Source organism: Bradyrhizobium sp. SZCCHNRI3043 (genome assembly GCF_032377735.1).
Classification (GTDB): Bacteria; Pseudomonadota; Alphaproteobacteria; order Rhizobiales; family Xanthobacteraceae; genus Bradyrhizobium.
The window spans coordinates 48,273-67,385 of record NZ_JAUHID010000008.1 but is presented as its reverse complement, the minus strand read 5'-3'; the positions used below and the strand labels follow the sequence as shown (position 1 = coordinate 67,385).

19 protein-coding genes are annotated in these 19,113 nt (G+C 67.6%); 14 read left to right on the top strand and 5 right to left on the bottom strand.

Annotation, left to right across the window (positions count from 1 at the left end):
- The 4 genes from QX124_RS17950 to QX124_RS17935 are packed head-to-tail and all read left to right on the top strand — an operon-like array spanning position 1 to position 3,454.
- Positions 1 to 867, top strand: coding sequence for an ABC transporter permease (locus QX124_RS17950; protein WP_315797867.1), 867 nt, complete (start codon positions 1 to 3; stop codon positions 865 to 867).
- Positions 864 to 1,664, top strand: coding sequence for an ABC transporter permease (locus QX124_RS17945; RefSeq protein ID WP_315797866.1), 801 nt, complete (start codon positions 864 to 866; stop codon positions 1,662 to 1,664). Before QX124_RS17950 ends, QX124_RS17945 begins: the two co-directional genes overlap by 4 nt.
- A 4-nt stretch (positions 1,665 to 1,668) precedes the next feature.
- Complete coding sequence (locus tag QX124_RS17940; RefSeq protein ID WP_315797865.1) at positions 1,669 to 2,580, top strand: polysaccharide deacetylase family protein; 912 nt, start codon at positions 1,669 to 1,671, stop codon at positions 2,578 to 2,580.
- A 58-nt stretch (positions 2,581 to 2,638) separates the two neighbouring features.
- Complete coding sequence (locus QX124_RS17935) at positions 2,639 to 3,454, top strand: NAD-dependent protein deacetylase (RefSeq protein WP_315797864.1); 816 nt, start codon at positions 2,639 to 2,641, stop codon at positions 3,452 to 3,454.
- A gap of 125 nt (positions 3,455 to 3,579) precedes the next feature.
- On the opposite strand, the gene QX124_RS17930 is transcribed toward QX124_RS17935, so the two are convergent.
- Positions 3,580 to 3,753, bottom strand: coding sequence for a hypothetical protein (locus QX124_RS17930; RefSeq protein WP_315740815.1), 174 nt, complete (start codon positions 3,751 to 3,753; stop codon positions 3,580 to 3,582).
- A gap of 186 nt (positions 3,754 to 3,939) precedes the next feature.
- Between QX124_RS17930 and QX124_RS17925 the strand changes: the two genes are divergently transcribed.
- A complete protein-coding gene (locus tag QX124_RS17925; protein ID WP_315777256.1) occupies positions 3,940 to 4,188 on the top strand; it encodes a hypothetical protein in 249 nt (82 codons plus the stop codon).
- A 59-nt stretch (positions 4,189 to 4,247) separates the two neighbouring features.
- Here the strand turns inward: QX124_RS17925 and QX124_RS17920 are convergent, their stop codons facing one another.
- The 3 genes from QX124_RS17920 to QX124_RS17910 all read right to left on the bottom strand — a co-directional run bounded on the left by QX124_RS17920 (position 4,248) and on the right by QX124_RS17910 (position 6,369).
- Positions 4,248 to 5,549, bottom strand: coding sequence for a sorbosone dehydrogenase family protein (locus tag QX124_RS17920; protein WP_315797863.1), 1,302 nt, complete (start codon positions 5,547 to 5,549; stop codon positions 4,248 to 4,250).
- A 143-nt stretch (positions 5,550 to 5,692) separates the two neighbouring features.
- Positions 5,693 to 6,121, bottom strand: a complete 429-nt coding sequence (locus QX124_RS17915; protein ID WP_315777254.1) for a type II toxin-antitoxin system VapC family toxin — start codon at positions 6,119 to 6,121, stop codon at positions 5,693 to 5,695.
- Positions 6,121 to 6,369 (bottom strand): type II toxin-antitoxin system Phd/YefM family antitoxin, encoded by a 249-nt coding sequence (locus QX124_RS17910; RefSeq protein ID WP_315770518.1) that lies wholly within the window; start codon positions 6,367 to 6,369, stop codon positions 6,121 to 6,123. The genes QX124_RS17915 and QX124_RS17910 overlap by 1 nt, the downstream gene beginning before the upstream one ends.
- 511 nt (positions 6,370 to 6,880) lie before the next feature.
- Here QX124_RS17910 and QX124_RS17905 point away from each other — a divergent pair.
- The 9 genes from QX124_RS17905 (at position 6,881) to QX124_RS17865 (ending at position 17,804) form a co-directional block, all read left to right on the top strand.
- Complete coding sequence (locus QX124_RS17905) at positions 6,881 to 8,218, top strand: DUF3422 domain-containing protein (RefSeq protein WP_315781560.1); 1,338 nt, start codon at positions 6,881 to 6,883, stop codon at positions 8,216 to 8,218.
- Positions 8,219 to 8,287: 69 nt separating this feature from the next.
- On the top strand, positions 8,288 to 8,980 hold the full coding sequence (locus QX124_RS17900; RefSeq protein WP_315781557.1) for a DUF2848 domain-containing protein: 693 nt from the start codon (positions 8,288 to 8,290) through the stop codon (positions 8,978 to 8,980).
- A 325-nt stretch (positions 8,981 to 9,305) separates the two neighbouring features.
- Positions 9,306 to 10,460, top strand: a complete 1,155-nt coding sequence (locus QX124_RS17895; RefSeq protein ID WP_315797862.1) for a glycosyltransferase — start codon at positions 9,306 to 9,308, stop codon at positions 10,458 to 10,460.
- Between the two features lie 27 nt (positions 10,461 to 10,487).
- Positions 10,488 to 12,758, top strand: a complete 2,271-nt coding sequence (locus tag QX124_RS17890) for an exopolysaccharide transport family protein (RefSeq protein ID WP_315797861.1) — start codon at positions 10,488 to 10,490, stop codon at positions 12,756 to 12,758.
- Positions 12,755 to 13,912, top strand: coding sequence for a glycosyltransferase family 4 protein (locus QX124_RS17885; RefSeq protein WP_315797860.1), 1,158 nt, complete (start codon positions 12,755 to 12,757; stop codon positions 13,910 to 13,912). Before QX124_RS17890 ends, QX124_RS17885 begins: the two co-directional genes overlap by 4 nt.
- Entirely contained in the window at positions 13,909 to 14,097 is a 189-nt protein-coding gene (locus QX124_RS17880; RefSeq protein ID WP_315797859.1) for a hypothetical protein, read from the top strand. Before QX124_RS17885 ends, QX124_RS17880 begins: the two co-directional genes overlap by 4 nt.
- The gene (locus QX124_RS17875; protein WP_315797858.1) at positions 14,094 to 15,614 is read left to right on the top strand and encodes a lipid II flippase MurJ; all 1,521 of its coding nucleotides are present in this window, start codon (positions 14,094 to 14,096) and stop codon (positions 15,612 to 15,614) included. Before QX124_RS17880 ends, QX124_RS17875 begins: the two co-directional genes overlap by 4 nt.
- Positions 15,611 to 16,633: a polysaccharide deacetylase family protein gene (locus tag QX124_RS17870; RefSeq protein WP_315797857.1), complete on the top strand. Its 1,023-nt coding sequence runs from the start codon at positions 15,611 to 15,613 to the stop codon at positions 16,631 to 16,633. The genes QX124_RS17875 and QX124_RS17870 overlap by 4 nt, the downstream gene beginning before the upstream one ends.
- Positions 16,626 to 17,804: a glycosyltransferase gene (locus QX124_RS17865; protein ID WP_315797856.1), complete on the top strand. Its 1,179-nt coding sequence runs from the start codon at positions 16,626 to 16,628 to the stop codon at positions 17,802 to 17,804. The genes QX124_RS17870 and QX124_RS17865 overlap by 8 nt, the downstream gene beginning before the upstream one ends.
- On the opposite strand, the gene QX124_RS17860 is transcribed toward QX124_RS17865, so the two are convergent.
- Complete coding sequence (locus tag QX124_RS17860) at positions 17,805 to 18,989, bottom strand: glycosyltransferase family 4 protein (RefSeq protein ID WP_315797855.1); 1,185 nt, start codon at positions 18,987 to 18,989, stop codon at positions 17,805 to 17,807.
- Between the last annotated feature and the right edge of the window lie 124 nt (positions 18,990 to 19,113).

Here is a 19,113-nt window from a genome sequence, read left to right as displayed (position 1 = left end):
ATGACCGACGCCGTGTTGCCAGCACCGATTGTTAAGCCCGCGCCGGATCGCGAGCGGTTCGCCGCGTTCGGCTTCGTCGCGCCATCGGCGCTGATCATCGCGCTGGTGTTCGTGCTGCCCTTGGCGCTGCTGCTCGGCGTCAGCGTGCTCGATGGCAAAGGCGGCATCACGTCGGCGAACTACACGAGGCTGCTCGGTACGCCTTATTATCTCGGAATCATCTGGAATTCACTGCGGCTCGGCCTGCTGACGACGCTGATCGCCTTCCTCATCTCCTATCCCGCAGCGTTCGCGCTCGCCCGCGCCCGCGGCGCGTTGCGCTCGGTCCTGCTGGCGACCCTGTTCCTGCCGCTCGCAGCCTCTGTCATCGTCAAGGCGTTCGCCTGGACCATCCTGTTGCGCAGCGACGGCCTCATCAACACAGTGCTGATCACGCTCGGGATCATCGAGGATCCGATCCGCATGATCTTCACCCAGACCGCGCTGATCATCGGTGCCGTCAACATCTTCCTGCCGTTCATGGTGCTGCCGATCTACGCAGTCGTCGCGCAGCTCGATGGCCGCTACGCGGAAGCCGCGGCGACGCTCGGCGCCTCGCCGCTCGTGGTGTTCTTCCGTGTCATCCTGCCGCTGACCTTGCCCGGCATCATTGCTGGCGTGGCGCTGGTGTTCTCGCTGTCGGTGTCGGCCTATGTGGTGCCGACGCTTCTGATCGGCGAGAAATATCCGACGCTCGCCACCACCATCGCCAAGGCCTATCTGCTGGCGCGCGAGCCCGGCTTCGGCGCCGCCGCCGGCGTCGTGCTGTTGGTGATTGCGGTCATCGTCGTCGCGCTCAGCACGCTGCCGTCGCGGGAGCCGAAATGACGACGCGCGTCGCCATCATCATCTGCTGGCTGCTCGCGATGGGCCTCGCGCTGTTCCTGGTGCTGCCGCTTGTGGTGATCGCGGCCGCGTCATTCTCGCCGACCCCGGTGTTCGATCTGCCGCTGACGGGCGCATCGCTGCGCTGGTATGGCCGCATCGGCCGGCTCGACGGCTTCTGGCCGTCGTTGTCGCTGTCGCTGCAGATCGCGCTGCTGTCGACGGCGCTGTCGCTGGTCGCTGGCACGCTCGCCGCGATCGCCATCGCCCGTGGCAAATTGCCAGGTGCCACCGCCGTCGGGACGCTGCTGGTGTCGCCGCTGATGATGCCCGGCCTGGTGCTTGGCATCGCGCTGCTGCAATATTTCCGCATGATCGGCTTCACCGCGACCTGGAGCGCGCTGCTGGTGGCGCATCTCGTGGTGACCTTGCCTTACGTCGCGCGCACCATGATCGCCGGCCTGTCGCGCTTCGACTTCACCCTGATCGAGGCCGCGCGCACGCTCGGCTGCACCTATGCCGGCAGCATCCTGCGCGTGATGGTGCCGGCGCTGGCGCCGTCGTTCCTGATCGCCGGCCTGTTCAGCCTGCTGGCCTCGTTCGACAATTATCCGGTCTCGATCTTCCTCACCGATGTGCGCTCCAAGACGCTGCCGATCCGCATGCTGCAATATATCGAGGAAGCGCCCGATCCGACGCTCGCCGCGCTCTCCACCCTCATCCTCGCCGGCACCTTGGTGCTGCTGCTGATCAGCGATCGCGTCGTGGGCCTGCATCGCATGGCCGGAACTACGGATTGACATGATGAGCGCTCAGCCTGCCTTTCGTCGCGATCTCCGGGGCTATGCCGGCCGCCCGCCGCATTCGCGCTGGCCGAATGGCGCCCGCGTCGCGGTGTCGCTCGTGGTGAATTTCGAGGAAGGCTCCGAATTCTCGGTGTCCGATGGCGACGCCAGCAACGAGGCGATCTACGAGGTCGTGCACCGCCTCGACGGGCCGGATCCTTGCATCGACAGCCATTTCGAATACGGCACGCGCGCCGCCTGGTGGCGCATCATGGACGTGTTCGACGCCCACGGCGTCAAGGTCACCGTCAGCGCCTGCGGCCGCGCCGTCGAGCGCTCGCCGGAGCTCGCCCGTGATGCCGTGGCGCGCGGCCACGAGGTGTCGGCGCATGGCTGGCGCTGGCAGAGCCACGCCGGCATGGGCGAGACCGAGGAGCGCCGGGTGATCGCGCGCACGGTGGAGACGATCCAGCGCGTCACCGGAAAGCGTCCGCTCGGCTGGCATACGCGCTCGGCGGCGTCGGCGAACACGCGGCGGCTGCTGGTCGAGCAGGGCGGCTTCCTCTATGACAGCGACGCCTACAATGACGATCTGCCGTACTATGTCGCCGTCGCCGGCCGGCCGCATCTGGTGCTGCCCTACGCCTTCGACAGCAACGACATGCAGTTCTTCAACGGCTCGCGCTTCCGCGGCGCCGACTTCGCCGACTACGTCATCGACGCCTTCGACTGGCTCGCGCGCGAGGGCGAGACCGCGCCGAAGATGCTCTCGATTGGGCTTCATTTGCGCATGATCGGCCGCCCCGGCCGGATCGGCGCGCTCGACCGCATCCTGTCCCACGTCACCGGCAGCGGCGTGGCCTGGATCGCGCCGCGCGCCGACATCGCCCGGCACTGGCTGGCGACCGTGCCGCCACCCGGCACGACCTGACGGACCTTGGCCTGGTGACGGACTGGCGCGGCCCGGCCTGGCCGCCTACATCTGCGCCATGATCGATCCTCTCGCGCTAAAATCCTTCATCGACAGCCACCACCGGATCGTCGTGCTCACCGGCGCCGGCTGCAGCACAAATTCCGGCATTCCCGATTATCGCGACAATGACGGGCAGTGGAAGCGCACGCCGCCGGTGACCTATCAGGCCTTCATGGGCAGTGAGGAGACGCGCCGGCGCTACTGGGCGCGCAGCATGGTCGGCTGGCGGCGCTTCGGCCGCGCCCAGCCGAACGGCGCGCACCATGCGCTGGCGCGGCTGGAGGCGCAGGGCCGCTGCTCGCTCCTGGTGACGCAGAACGTCGACCGGCTGCACCAGGCCGCGGGCACCAGCAATGTCATCGACCTGCACGGCCGGCTGGACCGCCTCCGCTGCATGGGCTGCGGCGCGACGCTGTCGCGGGCCGAGTTTCAGGACGAACTGGCGGGCGCCAATCCGCGCTGGCTGGCGCATGACGCCGCCGCCGCGCCCGATGGCGATGCCGATCTCGACGGCGTCGATTTCGCCGGGTTCGCGGTTCCGGCCTGCCGCGCCTGCGGCGGCATCCTCAAGCCGGACGTCGTGTTCTTCGGCGAAACAGTCCCGCGCGAGGTCGTTGCGACCGCGCGCGAACATGTCGATCAGGCCGACGCGATGCTCGTGGTCGGCACCTCGCTGATGGTTTATTCCGGCTTCCGCTTCGTCCGCGCCGCCGCCGACCGCGCGATCCCGATCGCCGCCGTCAATCTCGGCCGCACCCGCGCGGATGAGCTGTTGTCGCTGAAGGTCGAGGCGCCGTGTGATGCAGCGCTGGCGTTTCTGCTCGAGGGATAGGGTAGGCGGTCCTCTCTCCGCCGTCATGGCCGGGCTTGACCCGGCCATCCAGCTTTTTAGTCTCTGTAGAGATGGATGGCCGGGTCAAGCCCGGGCATGACGAGAAATCAAGTCCAGGGGCTGCCTCACCGCGACTGCGGCTTCTCGCGGTTCTCGATGCGGTCCTTGTTGTTGACCTGCTCGTTCTCCGGCTTGCCGACCTCGACGGTCTTGCCGGCCTGGTTGCCTGGATTGTAGTGGAACTTGCCTTCGCGATGCTCGCCCGGCTGCTTCCGATCGGGATTGACATTGTCGGCCATGGAACTCTCCTGTCGCTGTGCCGGACAACGTCGCGGGCGTGATGCTTGTTCCGCGGCTGAGCGCCGCGGCCCCGTCCATGCGGCATCATCCCTCTCTGTGCGGATGATCACGGAAGCAGCGCGCCCTGACCGTCATGATCCTCGCATGGGCTGCAGGGGCAGCCTCAAGCAACGAGGGACAAGGTCATGACGTCCAGCATTCGTCTTTTCGCCGCCGCCGCCATCGTCGCGGGCGCGAGCCTGCTCGCATCAGCATCGACATCGCCGGCGTCTGCCGGCTGGGAATGGCTCGGCAACAAGAACTACGTCAACTGCCTGCAGCTGTTTGCGAGCGGCAACTTCCTGATCCCGGCAAACGCCACCCCGGCCCAGCGTGCGGCGAAGCACGAAGCCGGCCGCCGCTACTGCAATCGCCAGTACTACGGCCACGATTGAGGATGACAGCTGCAGGCACGATCGAGGCCGCGCCGCCTCGATCGTCGCGGCCTGCTGCCTCACGCCCCCGTCACGCGCCAGATGCAGTTGCCGACGTCGTCGGCCACCAGCAGCGAGCCGTCCGGGCCGATGACGACGCCGACCGGGCGGCCATAGGAGAAGCTCTCGTCCGGCGCCAGGAAGCCGGAGAGAATGTCGCGCGCCGGACCCGACGGCTTGCCGTTCTCGAACGGAATGAACACGACCTTGTAGCCGGACAGCTTGCTGCGATTCCACGAGCCGTGCTGGCCGATCACCATGCCCTCGGGGAAGCCGGGCAAGGTGCCCGCCGGAAGCCAGCACAGGCCGAGCGAGGCGGTGTGGCCGCCGAGCGCGTAGTCCGGCGTCAGCGCGGTCGCGACCAGGCCTGCGTCCTGCGGCACGCGGTCGTCGACGGTCCTGCCCCAGTAGCAATAGGGCCAGCCATAGAAGCCGCCCTCGCGCACCGAGGTGAGATAGTCCGGCGGCGTCTCGTCGCCGAGCCCGTCGCGCTCGTTGACGACGGTCCACAGCACCCGCGTCTGTGGCTCGAACGCCAGCCCCACCGCGTTGCGCAGGCCGGCTGCGAAGATGCGGCTCGCACCGCTGGCGATGTCCAGCTCATAGATGCAGGCGCGGCCCTCCTCGACCTCGAAGCCGAGCTCGGCAATGTTGGTGAGCGAGCCGACGCCGGCATAGAGCTTGGTGCCGTCAGGGCTGACCAAAAGGCTGCGCGTCCAGTGCCCGCCCGGCTTGAACGTCGTCAGCCGCTTGCCCGACGCGGTGATGCGCTCGGCGCCCGCAGAATAGGGGAAGGCTGTGATGCCGTCGGTGTTGCCGACATAGAAGGTGCTGCCGACCAGCGCCATGCCGAACGGCTGGCTGAGATTCTCCATGAAGGCACTGCGGCGTTCGGCGGTGCCGTCGCCATCGGCATCGACCAGCCGGGTGATGCGGTTGGCGCTGACGCCGAGCGCTGCGGCGCGGCGCATCGTCGCCTGCATCGCATAGCCGAACATGTTGCGCACCGGGCTCGGAATCTGCGTCGCCTCCGCGATCAGCACCGATCTGTCCGGCATCACGTAGATCCAGCGCGGATGGTCGAGCCCGGTGGCAAACGCATTCACCTTCAGCCCCGGCGCTGCCACCGGCTTCTCGCCATCGCGCCAGCCCCGCGCCGTCGGCATCTTCAGGGTCGGCAGCAGACCCTGCGGCTTCGCCACCGGGATCTGCGGCTGCGCCCCCCACGCCGGCTGCGGCGTCTCGCCCTGCAGCTTGCGCCACTGCAGCGCCGCATTGCCAACCAGCGCGACACCGCGCGCGACGATGGAGGAGAGGGTCATGAAACGTCCTGTGGGATGAGACAGAGGCAGGGTGTGATGGTCGAGATCCATAATACATCTCGCCGACGCGGCGGATGTGACGATTCTGCGGAGCGGGCGCGGTTGGCCTGCGTGCCCTGCATGCGCGGCGCTCCCCGCGTGGCTCAGGGCGCGCCGTCTGCATCGCTCCACGGGTTGAGGAGCGCGACGCCGGTGGCGACGAAATCGGCAGTGTTGCGGGTGACGACGGTCAGCCCGTGGACCAGCGCCGTCGCGGCGATCAGCGCGTCGCGCTCGGGCCGCGGGTCGGGCACATGCAGGCGCGCGCAGTGCTGCGCCACCGCGGTGTCGATGGCGAGAATACGGCCGTCGAAATGCGTCAGGATATGCTGGTCTATCCAGGCCCGCAGCGCAGCTCCCTGGGTCGGGTCTCTGCGCGCAACGCGCTGCGCGCCCAACTCGATCTCGAGGATCGAGATCGCCGAGAGGAAAACGCTCGCGGCGGGCCGCGCTGCGGCCCAGGCGACGACGTTGCGGTTCGCCTTGTCGCGGCGCCTGAGCTCGGAGACGACGTTGGTGTCGAGCAGGAACATCAGTCGAGGTCGGCGGGCCGGCCGATCGGCCCGGCGATGCGCGGCGGCTCGAAATCGAAATCGGTCCCCGGCTGCGCCAGCGCGTCGGCGAGGCTCATGCCGCCGCCGGCCAGGCGGAGATAGTCTTCGATGGTCAGCAGCACATGCGCCGGCCGCCCGCGGTCGGTGATGAACACCGGCCCGTTGGCCGCTTCTTTCTTAGCGCGGCCAGTGTCCTGGTTGAACTCGCGGCTGGTCAGCGTGGTCATGGCCGGCCTCCTGGCAGTGGTCGTTATCCCTCTGACGGCAGAGCATATGTAGAGACGTTACTACATTCAAGCGCGATGGTGACGGCGACTGGCGACGGGCGTGTTGCTCACGCTGCCCACCGCCGGTCGCACCCGGACATCCGCCGTCGGATTCGACCTCTCACCGCGAAGCCGATGCGCCCCCTCCCCCTTGCGGGGAGGGGTCGGGGGTGGGGGTAGCCCAGCCGTGCGCTGGTCATGATCGATCGAATGAATGCTCGCTCTTCATCGTGCAACATCGCATCGGTGATTGCGGCGGAGGGGGCGCGCTGAGAAAGCCGCCAACACGCACGACATCGCCGCAGCCGTGGCGCCGTCATTGAATTGCACTACAGTGGTGTCACATGCTGCCGGCGCGTCGGCTGCGGGCGACAACGGAAGTCAGGGGGATGCACGGCATGATGGGGGTGATCAATTCAGGCGCAGCGCAATCGTCTGCGTCAGGTGTCGCTCTCACGCGCGGACTCTCCCGATGACGTCGCTCGACAAGTCCGCCTTCACGCCGCACGCGCTGCGCGAGAGCGTGCTGAACGAGGTGCATGCGCGGCCGTTCACGCCGCTGACGCAGCCGGTGCTGGTGATCCGCTTCGCCTTCATGGCCAGGAAAGGCGTCGATGGCGACAGCGCGGCGACCGACCGCGCCAGCCTCGCCGCGTTCTGCGCGCAGCATGGTGCGCTGCCGCCGGAGCCGGGCGTGAAGCATCACCAGGTCGATCTCGGCCCGGTCAGGCTGCGCTTCGAGCAGCATTCGGAATTCGCCACGCTGACCTGGATCTGGAGCCCGCCCGCGGACTCAGGCCCGCGCCGCTTCGGCGCCATCGCGCCCGAGCTGCAGGCGCTGATCGCGGCGCTGCCGCAGGCCGGCGAACTGCTGGTCGCGGTCAAGCTCGAGGTCGAGAATGCGGCCGATCCGGTGGCGCGCGCCGAGGAGATCTTCGACAAGAGCAGCCTCGCCATCGTTGCGATCAAGGGCAGCGCCGGCGCGGTCGCCTCCGACTTCCGCCTCGACGACGACGGCTTCACCCGAATCCTGGTCTGCGCCGACGGCCCGACCCCGGAGCGGCTCGGGGCGCTGGTGCAGCGCGTGCTGGAGCTCGAGACCTACCGCACCTTGGCGCTGCTCGGCCTGCCGGCCGCGCTGGCGCTGGCGCCGGATGTCGACCGCATCGAGCGCCGTCTGGTCGAGGTGCTCGCGGAGATGCAGGGCGCGCAATCGTTCAAGCTCAACAACCACCTGCTCCGCGAGCTCACCGAGCTCGAAGCGCTGCTGGAGCGCGGCGCCACCGGCAGCCTGTTCCGGTTCGGCGCGAGCCGCGCCTATTACGACCTGGTGCAGGCGCGCCTGTCGGTGATCGAGGGCGAGCCGGTCGCGCCCTATTCGAGCTGGTCGTCATTCCTGGCGCGGCGCACTGCGCCGGCGATGCGCACCTGCAACGCGCTGGAGGGCCGGCAGTCGAACCTGTCGCTCAAGCTCGCGCGCGCCGCCGATCTGCTGCGCACCCGCGTCAATGTCGAGCTGGAGCAGCAGAACCGCGACCTCCTGCGCTCGATGAACGAGCGCACCAAGCTGCAGTTGCGCCTGCAGAGCACGGTCGAAGGCCTGTCGGTGGCCGCGATCGGCTATTACGTCGTCAGCCTGTTCGGCTATCTCGCCAAGGGCGCACATGACAGCGGCCTGCCGGTCGAACCGACGCTCGCCACCGCCGCCTTTGTGCCGGTCGCCATCGCGCTGATCTGGTTCACGACCCACCAGATCCGCAAGCGGCATCTGAAGGAGGACCACGAGGCGGAGAAGACCGAGCACGAGTGACGCGCGGCGCTTGCCAGCGCGCGGCGAGGCGGCTAAGCGGCGGTCTGACGGGACAGAGGCGATGAGACGATGAGCGGCACGACAATCGAATTCCTGGTTCACGCAGGCGGCGGGGCGACGCGGCAGCAGATCACGCTGAGCCGCCTCGTCATCGCCGGCTGGACCGGGCGCGATCCGGTCGCGCGCGACAAGCACATCGCCGAATTGGAAGAGCTCGGCATTCCCCGGCCGGCGACGACGCCGATCTATTACGAGGCCGCGGCCAGCCGGCTGACCACATCCGACAGCATCGAGGTCAGCGGCGGGGAGTCCTCCGGCGAGGTCGAGTTCGTGCTGGTGAAATCGCGCGGCAAACTGCTGGTCGGCGTCGGCTCCGATCATACCGACCGCAAGGTCGAGACCTACAACATCACCGTCTCCAAGCAGATGTGCGACAAGCCGGTGGCGCCGGAGCTGTGGCTGGTCGACGACGTCGCCGCGCATTGGGACCAGCTGATGCTGCGCGCCTACGCGACCATCGGCGGCGAGCGCGTGCTGTATCAGGAGGGCGCGCTGAGCGGCATGCTGGCGGCTTTCGACCTGATCGCGCGCCGCTATGGTGACGCCGACCTGCCCGAGGGCACCGCGATGTTCGGCGGCACCTTTGCCGCCAGGGGCGGCATCCGCCCCGCCGACCGTTTCGACTTCGAGCTGGTCGATCCCGTGCTGAACCGCGTGATCCGCCATGGTTATGCGATCGAGCAGCTCGTCATCGCCGGCTGATCGGGACGCGCGATCACGATCGTGTGCGGCGAGGCTGGACCGGGTGAGCGTCCGCTACGGCAAGGGCCTGTTAAGCAAGACGGCCTAGGGTGTCGGAGTGTGCCGAAGCGGGACCGCCGCGCATCAGGCGTTCGCGTCCGGCACGATCCTGTCGCGACATGAGACGCGGAGCGGCTGGCAAATCCTTAACCGATCCCTACCTGATCATGGCTTATTCGACGGGTCGGAGGACAAGGGCGATTAACTAGAAGTTTAGGAATTGGTTGTGCGCGTGGATACCTCCCTTAAGGGTTTTATTAAATACCCCGGGAATTGGGAGAGTGCGGTGCGCGTCGCGATCGTCCACGATTGGCTTTACGTTCTCGGCGGCGCCGAGAAGGTCCTGCAGGAGATCTTGCGCTGCTATCCCGGCGCCGACGTCTTCACGCTGTTCGACCTGCTGCGTCCCGAGGACCGCGCCAAGCTGGGATTCGAAAAGTCGCATACGACGTTCCTGCAGAAGATGCCGTTGTTGCGGAAGTATCACCGCTCCTATCTGCCGCTGATGCCGCTCGCGATCGAGCAGCTCGACTTGTTGAGCTATGATCTCGTGATCTCCTCGAGCTGCGCGGTGGCGAAGGGCGTGCTGACCGGGCCGGAGCAGGTCCACATCGCCTATGTGCATTCGCCGATGCGCTATGCTTGGGACCTGCAGCACCAGTATCTTCAGGAGAGCGGCTACGCCACCGGCGTCAAGGGCCTCATCGCCCGCACGTTGCTGCACAAGATGCGGATCTGGGACGCCCGCACCGCGCACGGCCCCGACGCCATCTTCACGAATTCGCAGTTTGTCGCCCGCCGCATCAAGAAGATCTACGGCCGCGACGCCAAGGTGATCTATCCGCCGGTGACCATCGCGCAGCGCGATGCGATCCTGCCGGTCGGCAACCACTTTCTCGCCGCCAGCCGGCTCGTGCCCTACAAGCGCATCGAGCCGATCGTGCGCGCCTTCAATACCATGCCGGACCTCGAGCTGGTCGTGGCCGGCGACGGCCCGGAGGCGGCGCGTCTGAAGTCGATCGCAGGGCCGAACGTCAAATTCGCCGGCTTCGTGCCGGACAAGCAATTGCGCGACCTGATGACCACCGCCCGCGCCTTCGTGTTCGCGGCGGAAGAGGATTTCGGCATCATCCCGGTCGAGGCGCAGTCCGAAGGCGCGCCGGTGCTGGCGCTCGGGCGCGGCGGTGCACGCGAGTCGATCCTCACCACGGGGCCGCGGCCGACCGGCATGTTCTTCGGCTCGCCCGAGCCCGCGGCGATCGCGGCCTGCGTGCGATCGTTCGTGGCCAAGGAGAAGTCGATCTCGCGTCTCGATTGCCGCCAGCGCGCCGGCTTCTTCTCGGCCGAGCGCTTCCGCAGCCAGTTCGTCGCGGCGGTCAACGAGGAGCTCGAGCATTTCCGCGCCGGCCATCAGGGCCGCGCGACACGGCTGATTGCGTAACGTTCGGATGTGGTGCGGGTGCAGATCATGAGGCAGGCGGGTCTTACGGAAGCCTTGTCCGGCCTCGACGCGTTGGGGCGGATCTGGCGCCGTCGCGGCGTGTTCGCCATCGTGGCCGGCGCCGTCCTCGCGATTGCGGTGATCGCCCTCGTCGTATTGCCGGTGCGCTATCTCGCCACCGCCTCGGTGATCATCGCCGAGCAGGAGCCCGGCGCCAACACCTCGGCGGCGTGGGCGCAGAAGGTCGGCGACCCCGCCGACATGGAAAGCCAGCTGCTCGTGATCCGCTCGCCGCGCCTGCTGCGGCAGATCATCTCGTCGCCGGGTGTTGCCGACGCGGTCGTCAGCGAATGCGAGCGCGGCCGCCTGCTCGGCTCGACGGATGCGTGCCAGCGTCTCAAGACGGATGTCGGCGCGTTCATCGACCACGTCGAGAGCCGTTTCAGCGTCGCCTCCGCCGGCCGCTCGCGCGTCATCAACATCTCCTATCAGTCTGGTCTCCCCGACGTCGCGCAGACGCTCGCCAACGCGCTGACGCAGACCTTTCTTGAGGACCAGCGCACCGAAGGCGCCAACAGCCGCGAGGTCGCGAGCTCCTGGCTCTGGCAAGAATTGAAGCAGCTCGACCAGCAGCTGCGCGAGGCCGACGACAAGATCCAGAAGTTCCGCCGCACCAAGGGGCTGATGCGCGGCGCCAACGCGCCGATCTCCTCGGAGCGGCTGACGAGCATCGGCCAGCAATTGTCGCAGGCGGAGGCCGCGCGGGCCGAGGCTGCGGCGCGGCTGCAGGAGATCAAGTCGGAGCAGGAGCGCGGCCCGACCGATGCGCCTTCGGTGCTGCAGAGCCGGACCATCGCCGACCTCAAGCAGCAGCTCACGACAGTGAGCGCGCAGCTCGCGAGCGCCGCCGGCGTGCTCGGTCCGAAACATCCCTCGATCCTGGCGCTGACCCGCGAGCAGGGGAGCATCCAGCAACGTCTCGTCGACGAGATGCAGTCGATCGCCGCCAGCGCCCAGAAGGCGTTCGATGCCAACACAGCGCTGGTCAATTCGCTCAAGAAGCAGATGGAGACCGCCAAGGCCGAGGCCGGCTCGGCCACGCTGGACGAGGCCTCCATCGAGAGCATGGTGCGCGACACCGAGATCAAGCGCCAGCAATATGCCGAGCTCTACAAGAAGGCGAGCGAGCTCGAAACCGAGCGGCGCGTCCTGCGCGGCAGCACGCGGCTCGTCAGTCTCGCTGAGCTGCCGAGCAAGCCGTTTTTCCCGAAGAAGATTCCGTTCCTCGCCGCCGGCATGACGCTCGCGTTGATCTTCGGTGTCGGCGCTGCGCTGCTCGCCGATCAGCTCGGCGCGCGCCTGATCAGCCCGCCCGTGCCCGTCACTCCGGAAGCGCCGGCCCAGCAGGTCGAGGCGCCCGCTGTCGCCGAAGCTCCGGCCATCGTCCCTGAATTGGCCGAGGGTGTGACCGCACCGGAGACGGCGACGCCACCGGCAGCGCCCGAACGAAGCTCTCATCTCCCGAGCGTCGCCGACGTTTCGATCCTGGCCTGCTTGCCGCGCCTGAAGAGCCTGCGCGAGATGTCGGCGCTCGGCGCGATCCTGCAAGGCCATCAACCGCTGGCGATCCCGCGCGTCTTGCGCCTCGCCTCCGAGGACACTGATTTTCAGCACACGCTGCATGATCTCGTCCACGAACTCGGTTTGAAGCGGTCCGCGCGATCGCAGCGCATCGTCGTGACCTCTCCCGATGCAGGAGATGGCAAGACGACCACGGCCTGTGCGCTGGCAGAGCACCTCGCGGCCGCAGGCCGGCGCGTGCTGGTCGTCGAGTGCGACGTCTCGCATCCCGCCTTTGCCGAGATCATGGCCCTGCCGGCAAGCCCCGGATGGCTCGGCGCGCTGGAGCGCGGGACGCCGCTCCGGGACATGATTCTGCCGACCGCGCATCCCTCGCTCGACGTGCTGCCGATTGGTGCGACGACCGGTCCGGTCGGCGACATTCTCGACGCGATCAGCCTCGACGGTCTCCTCGCTGGTCTCGATGGCTATGATGCCGTGATCGTCGACACACCATTGCCGTCGCAACGGAACGACTTCCTTGCCGGTACGGACTGGGCGATCGTCTGCGTGCGCAGTGACCGGTCGTTGATCGAGCCGGCGGTCGTGACGGTGAACAGGAGCAGGGCACTCGGAGCCCGCGATGTCGGCATCGTCGTCACCATGACCGACGTCGAGCACCGCAGCACGCCTGTGGTCCAGACCGCGCCCGTGGCAGCCTACGCCGGAGCCGGGTGATGTCGACCGAGCGTGTCCTGTTCGTCGATCACACCGGGCAGATCGGCGGCGCCGAGTTGATCCTGCTCGATGTCGTCCAGGGCCGCAAGGATTCCGCGGTGTTCCTGTTCGAGCCGGGCCCGCTCGGCAAGGTGTTGGCTGAGCGCGGCATGTCGGTCATCACGTCGCGCTGGGGCCGTGGCCTGGGGCATTTCAGACGCGACAGTTCGTGGCTCAAGGTGCTGCCGCTGTTCGGTCGACTCGCGGCAATCACCGCGGAGCTCGCTCATGTCGCACGCAAGCATGACGTCCTCTATGCCAATTCGCAGAAGGCCTTTGTCCTGTCGGCCATCGCCAACATCGCGGCACGGCGGCCGTTGATCTGGCATCTGCACGACATCATCAGCCCGGCTCATTTCGGCGCGCTGCAGCGTCGCATGCAGATCTTTCTCGCCAACCGCTTCGCGGCGAAGGTCGTCGTCCCCTCCGAAGCCGCCGCAGCCGCCTTCATCGAGGCCGGAGGTCGACGCTCTCTCGTCGAGGTCGTGCCCAATGGCCTCGCCGTCGAACCCGTGCGCGCATCGCAGCAGGAGCTGCGGCAGCGACTCGGCCTGCCCTCCGCACCTCTGGTCGGCGTCTTCAGCCGGCTCGCCCAGTGGAAGGGCCAGCACGTCCTGATCGAAGCGCTGGCCAAACTGCCGGGTGTTCACGGCATCATCGTCGGAGATGCCCTGTTCGGCGAGCAGGACTACGCGGCTGAGCTGAGACGGCTGGTCGCGGAGCTGGGCCTCGGTGATCGCGTTCACTTCCTTGGACATCGCAGCGACGTGCCGCTGCTGATGCAGGCGGTGGACGCGATGGTGCATCCGTCGATCGATCCCGAGCCGTTCGGCCGCACCCTCGTCGAAGCCATGCTCGCCGGCGTGCCGGTGATCGCCACCGATGCCGGCGCTGCGCCGGACATCCTCGAACATGGCCGGGCCGGCCTGCTCGTGCCGCCTGGAGATGCGCGTGCGCTGTCCGAGGCTTTGGACGCGGTGCTGGCTCAACCCGAGATCCTCGCGCCACAGCTCGACTACGCGTCGCGCCGCGCGCGCACCCATTACAGTCTTGCCCGCATGCTGGACTCGATCGGGCTTCTGATCCGCAACGTCGGTGCGGGAGCGGCGGTGTGAGCACGATCGTCACACCTGCCCCGTCCTCCGAGCGGCGTATGGTCGATCTCGTCGCGGACTACGATCCGCTCGGCCCGCTGTTCGCCATTCTCGCGCCGGTGCTGTCGTGGCCGAAACTGCTCGAGGACGGACAAGTCCCTGCGCGATGGAAAGGGCCGCCGGCCGTGTCGGAGGACGCCGCATGAGCGCCTCCGGTCCTTCGCTCAAGCGCTTCAGTGCGCTGCTGATCAGCGGTGCGCTGGCGAGCAAGATGCTCGGCTTCGGCCGCGAGGTGCTGATGGCGCATGTGCTGGGCGCCTCGCTCATCGCCGACGGCTTCCGGGCCGCGATGGCGGCCGTGCTCATCCCGCTTGCGTTCCTGCAGAACGAGAGCGTGCCGGCGATCATGATCCCGATGCATCGCGAGGCGCTGCAGCGGCCGGATGCCGCGCGCAGCCTCGGTGCGCTGACGATCGTCATTGCCACCGTGTCAAGCGCGGTGACCGCGATCATCCTGCTGCTGGGTGAGCTCTGGGTGAACGCCGTCGTCGGCGGCTTCTCGGCGGAGGGGCGTGAGCTCACTTTGCATTTCGTGCGCATGATGGCGTTCGGCATGCCGGCGTCCGCGGTCCTCAACGTGCTGGCGGCCGGCGAGATCGCGCTCGGGCGCACGCGGCTGACCAATGTCCGCGCCAGCCTGCTCAACGTCGCAGTGATCGGCGGAATCGGCCTGCTTGTGCTGACCGGCGACGCCTACATGCTCGCCTGCGCCTTCACCGTTGCTTTCAATGGCCTCGCCGCCTGGGGTCTGGTCTCGCTGTGGCGCGAGGGCGCGCTGAGCGTCTCCGGCCTGACCGCCGGCATGGTGATCGACAAGGGTGTCGAATTCTTCCGCCGGCTGCGCGTCCTGCTTGCGTTGCCGCTGGCCGAGCAGGGCAATGTCTGGATCGAGCGCTTCACGGCGTCGCGGCTGACGACGGGCGCCGTCGCCTCGCTGGACTACGCGCGCTCGCTGACCGAGAGCGCGCTGCTGCTGATCAGCCAGCCGCTCGGCATGGCGGTGCTGTCGCAGCATGCCCCGCACGATCCGCGCGCGCAGACCGAGGCGCTGCTGCGGCCGCTGCTCGCACTGATCTTGCCGGCCTCGGCGTTCCTGCTGGTCTTCTCGACCGACATCGTCCGCCTGATCTATTTCCGCGGCGCGTTCGGCGACGAGGCCCTGCTGCTGACCTCGCATGCGCTCAAGGGCATCGCCTGCGGCGTCTGGGCTGCGACCCTCGGCTGGATCCTGATCCGCCTGCTCAACGGCGCGGGGCGCAACGGCGTCGCCGCGCTGATCATCGTCTCTGCCTATCTCGCCAACATGGGTTTCAACCTGCTGATGCCGCTGTTCGATCCGTCGCCGGCGGCCGGCATGCAGTTGCTCGGAGTTGGCGAAGCGATCCGCAGCCTCGTGCTGCTGTCGGGCGTGGTGTTCGTGCTCGGCGATGCGCGAAAGCTCCTGCTCGTGATCGGCTTGGCCCTGCTGCCGACCGCACTGATGGCCGTGCTCGGCCTGATGATTCAGACCTCCGTGCCGGGCCTGCTGCCGCGCCTGTTCGCCGGCGGATTGGCCTATCTGCTCTGCCTGGCCTTCGCGATCGGCATCCTGCTGCCGGCCGTGGTGGGCACGGCGCTCCGCCATGTTCGTCGTACGTTCAAGATGAAGGGAGAGCTGAGTTGACCCTGTTGGCCCTCGCTGCCGCCAAGGCCATGATGGCATCCGGTGCCTTCGTCCTTCCGCTCGCCAAGGCCGCCGATCGTGTGCTCGGCCCGCGCGGCTGTTGTTTGACGTTCCATCGCACCGCGCCGGCAGAGCAGTGGGAGCGTCTGCCCAATCGCGACTTCTACGTCGATGCCGACTTTCTCGATCGTTTCCTCGGCTATGTCCTCGACCAGGGTTGGGATGTCGTGACGATCAGCGAGGCGCTGCGCCGGCCGGCAAGCGCCGAGCCGCCCGGCCGCTACGTCAACTTCTCGATCGATGATTGCTACCGCGATACGTGCGAGCTGCTGGTGCCGGTGTTCCGCAGGCACAAGGTGCCGGTGACGCTGTTCGTGACGACCGGCATTCCCGACGGCACTTTGCCGCTGTGGGCCGCTGGCTTGGAGGATGCGCTGCTGCACAGGGACCACGTCACGGTCGACGATGAGCGGATCGCGCTGTCGAGCGCCGAGCAGCGCCGCGCGGTGTTTGCGCAGGTCGCCTCGCGCTGGGATGGCCCGCAGGCCGCGGATCGTTACGCCGCGTTCTGTGCCGCCAACGCCATCGACAGCGATGCAATGCATTGGAAACATGCGATCTCCTGGGACATGCTGGAAGCGCTGGCGGGGGATCCCCTCATCGAGATCGGAGCCCACACCGTCTCGCATGCGCGCATCTCGTCGCTGCCTCCGGAAGCCGCCCTGCGCGAGCTGGCCGGCGCGCGGCTGCGATTGAACGAGCGGCTCGGCATCGACGTCCGGCACTTCGCGTTTCCTTACGGGCGCGCCGCCGATTGCGGGCCGCGGGACTTTGCGCTGGCGCGGCAGGCCGGATTCGCCAGTGCTGCGACCACGCGCAAGGGCCTTGTCAAAGCCGGGCAGGATGCGTTTTCGATTCCGCGCAACACCATGAACGGCGCGCATCGCACGCTGGCGGCGATGGAGCTGCATCTCACCGGCTTCAGCGGGACTGCAGCGAAGGTGATGGGCCGTGTCTAGCAGGGGCCGCTTGCGGATCGTCTCGATTGCGCATCCTGCCACCAGCAGCGAGGCCGGCCGGCTGCGCTACCGCCATCTCGCCTCCCGGCCCGACGTCGATCTGCATCTTGTGATGCCCGAAGTGTGGAAGGAATTCGGCCGCACCATTACCGCGCCTCACTCCAACGAAGGGTTTCCCGTCCATCGGCTTCCGATCCGGCTGCCGAACGCCGGGCCGATGAAATGGTACCTGCACTTCTATCCGGCGCTGCGCCGCCTGCTGCGCGAGCTCGATCCCGACGTGATTCACCTTTGGGAAGAGCCCTGGAGCATCGTCGCGCTGCAGGCGCAGATGCTGCGCGGCCGTGCGGCGGTCGTGCTCGAGGTCGACCAGAACATCCTGAAACGGCTGCCGCCACCATTCGAGGCGATCCGCAAATTCGTCCTCGGCCACACCGCTCACATCCTGTCGCGCAGTCCCGACGCGACTGAGGTCGTGAGGGCGCGTGGCTACACGGGTCCGGTGACCCCGATCGGCTATGGTGTCGATCTCGCGACCTTCATGCCGGCGGATGATCCGTCGAATGCGACGACCGGCTCGCCGCTGCGGCTCGGCTATGTCGGCCGGCTGGTGGTCGAGAAGGGTCTCGACGATGCGCTCGATGCGCTCGCACGGAGCAAGTCGGCGGCCACGCTGAGCATCATGGGTGAAGGTCCGCACGAGCCGCATCTGCGCCGGCGCGTGGCCGAACTCGGCTTGAGCGGGCGCGTCACGATCCAGGGCTGGGCTTCACCCGCCGCGGTCGCGGCCTTCCTGCGCGGCCTGGACGCATTGCTGCTGCTGACGCGAACCACGGACGCGGTGCGCGAGCAGTTCGGCCGGGTGATCATCGAGGCCCAGGCCTGCGCCATTCCGGTGATCGGATCAACCTGCGGAGCGATTCCGGATGTCGTCGGCGACGGCGGCTGGATCGTGCCGGAGCAGGATCCCGGCAGCCTGTGTCGGCTCATCGATGAGCTCAGCGGCCAGTGGGCGGAGCTCGCCGTTCGCAGTGAGGCGGCCCGCGCAAACGTGCTCCGGCGCTTCACCTATGATGCGGTCGCGGCGGCGATTGAAACGGCATGCCGTGCGGCCCATCAGTCGAGAACCGCATCCCGCCTCGCCCGCCCACAGCGGCTGCAGACGAATTAGCTAGGCCTTCAGCGGCAGTGCAATCACTGCGCGGCCAGGCTGTCGCTTGGCGGCATCGATCTGCTTGAGCAGCTCGATGTATTGCAGCCCGATCTGGTCCCAGCCATAGGTCTGCGCGGTCGCATGGGCGCCGTCCTGCAGCCGGCGCATCAGTGCGGGATCGGCGAAGACCGCCGCGAGCTTGGCGGCGATGTCGTCGGCGTCGGCCGCGATGCGGAAGCCGTTGACGCCGTCGTGCAGATAATCCTCGATTCCGCCGACCGGCGTTGCGAACACCGGCACTGCGCAGGCCATGGCCTCCATGCAGACCAGCGAGAACGTCTCATAGCTCGTAGGTAGCACGAAGGCATCGGCCGCCGAGTACAGCGCCGGCATGTCCGAGCGTGGGCCGGCGAAGATCAGTCGTTGCTGGGCGTTGCGCGTCAGTCTGCGGTAGGGCGCGGGATTGTCCGAGCCGACGACCAGCAGCCAGACGTCGTTGCCGAGCCGATCGAGCGCGCCGATCGCATGCGCCAGTCCCTTGCGGTTGAATTCGTGGCCGGCGAACAGCAGCAGGCGCGCATGATCCGGGATGCCGAACTCACGCCGGATCGCCTGGCCGCTGGTGGTATCGCGGTTGAATCGCGCGAGATCGATGCCGTTGGAGATGACGTGGATGCGGGCGGCCGGCACGCGGAAGAAGCGCTGCAGCTCCGCGGTGACGCGGGAGGACACCGCCACGAACGCCTGATACCGCAGGCCTCCGATCATGAATCGGTCGCGCAGCGCGACCCACAGATGCATCGGGTTGAGCATCCAGCGCCAGCTGCCGGCGGCGCGCTTCTCGGCCAGGCTCTGCGCATTGACCGCATGCACGATCAGCACGTCGCCCTTGAGACTATCGCCGTGGCTGACGACGACGGCATCGGGGTGCCGCGCCAGCGCCCGTGTCGCGGCGAGCGTGAACAGCGGCACGACCACGGCGCGGCCGATGTGCCGAAACAGTCCGCGAGTCGGAATCCGCGCCAGCCATGGCGCAACGCGCTCGACCCTTATCGTGTGTTCGAGATTGTCCGCGACGGTGCTCGCGAGCACGACGTTCGATAAACCATTCCGGCCGAAAACGCGCGCCAGCTCGATAGCAACGGTTTCCACGCCGCCCGCATTGCTTATCTCTTGAACGATCTGGACAATCTCAAACGTCATAACGGAAATCTAAGGGATCAGACATTGCGACTTCGTTCCAATCTGCTGGTCATTAGCACAGCCCTGTTAACGTTTGTCACGTCGCCATGGCCGAGCGCCGTTCGCGCCGGCGAAACGAACGCCT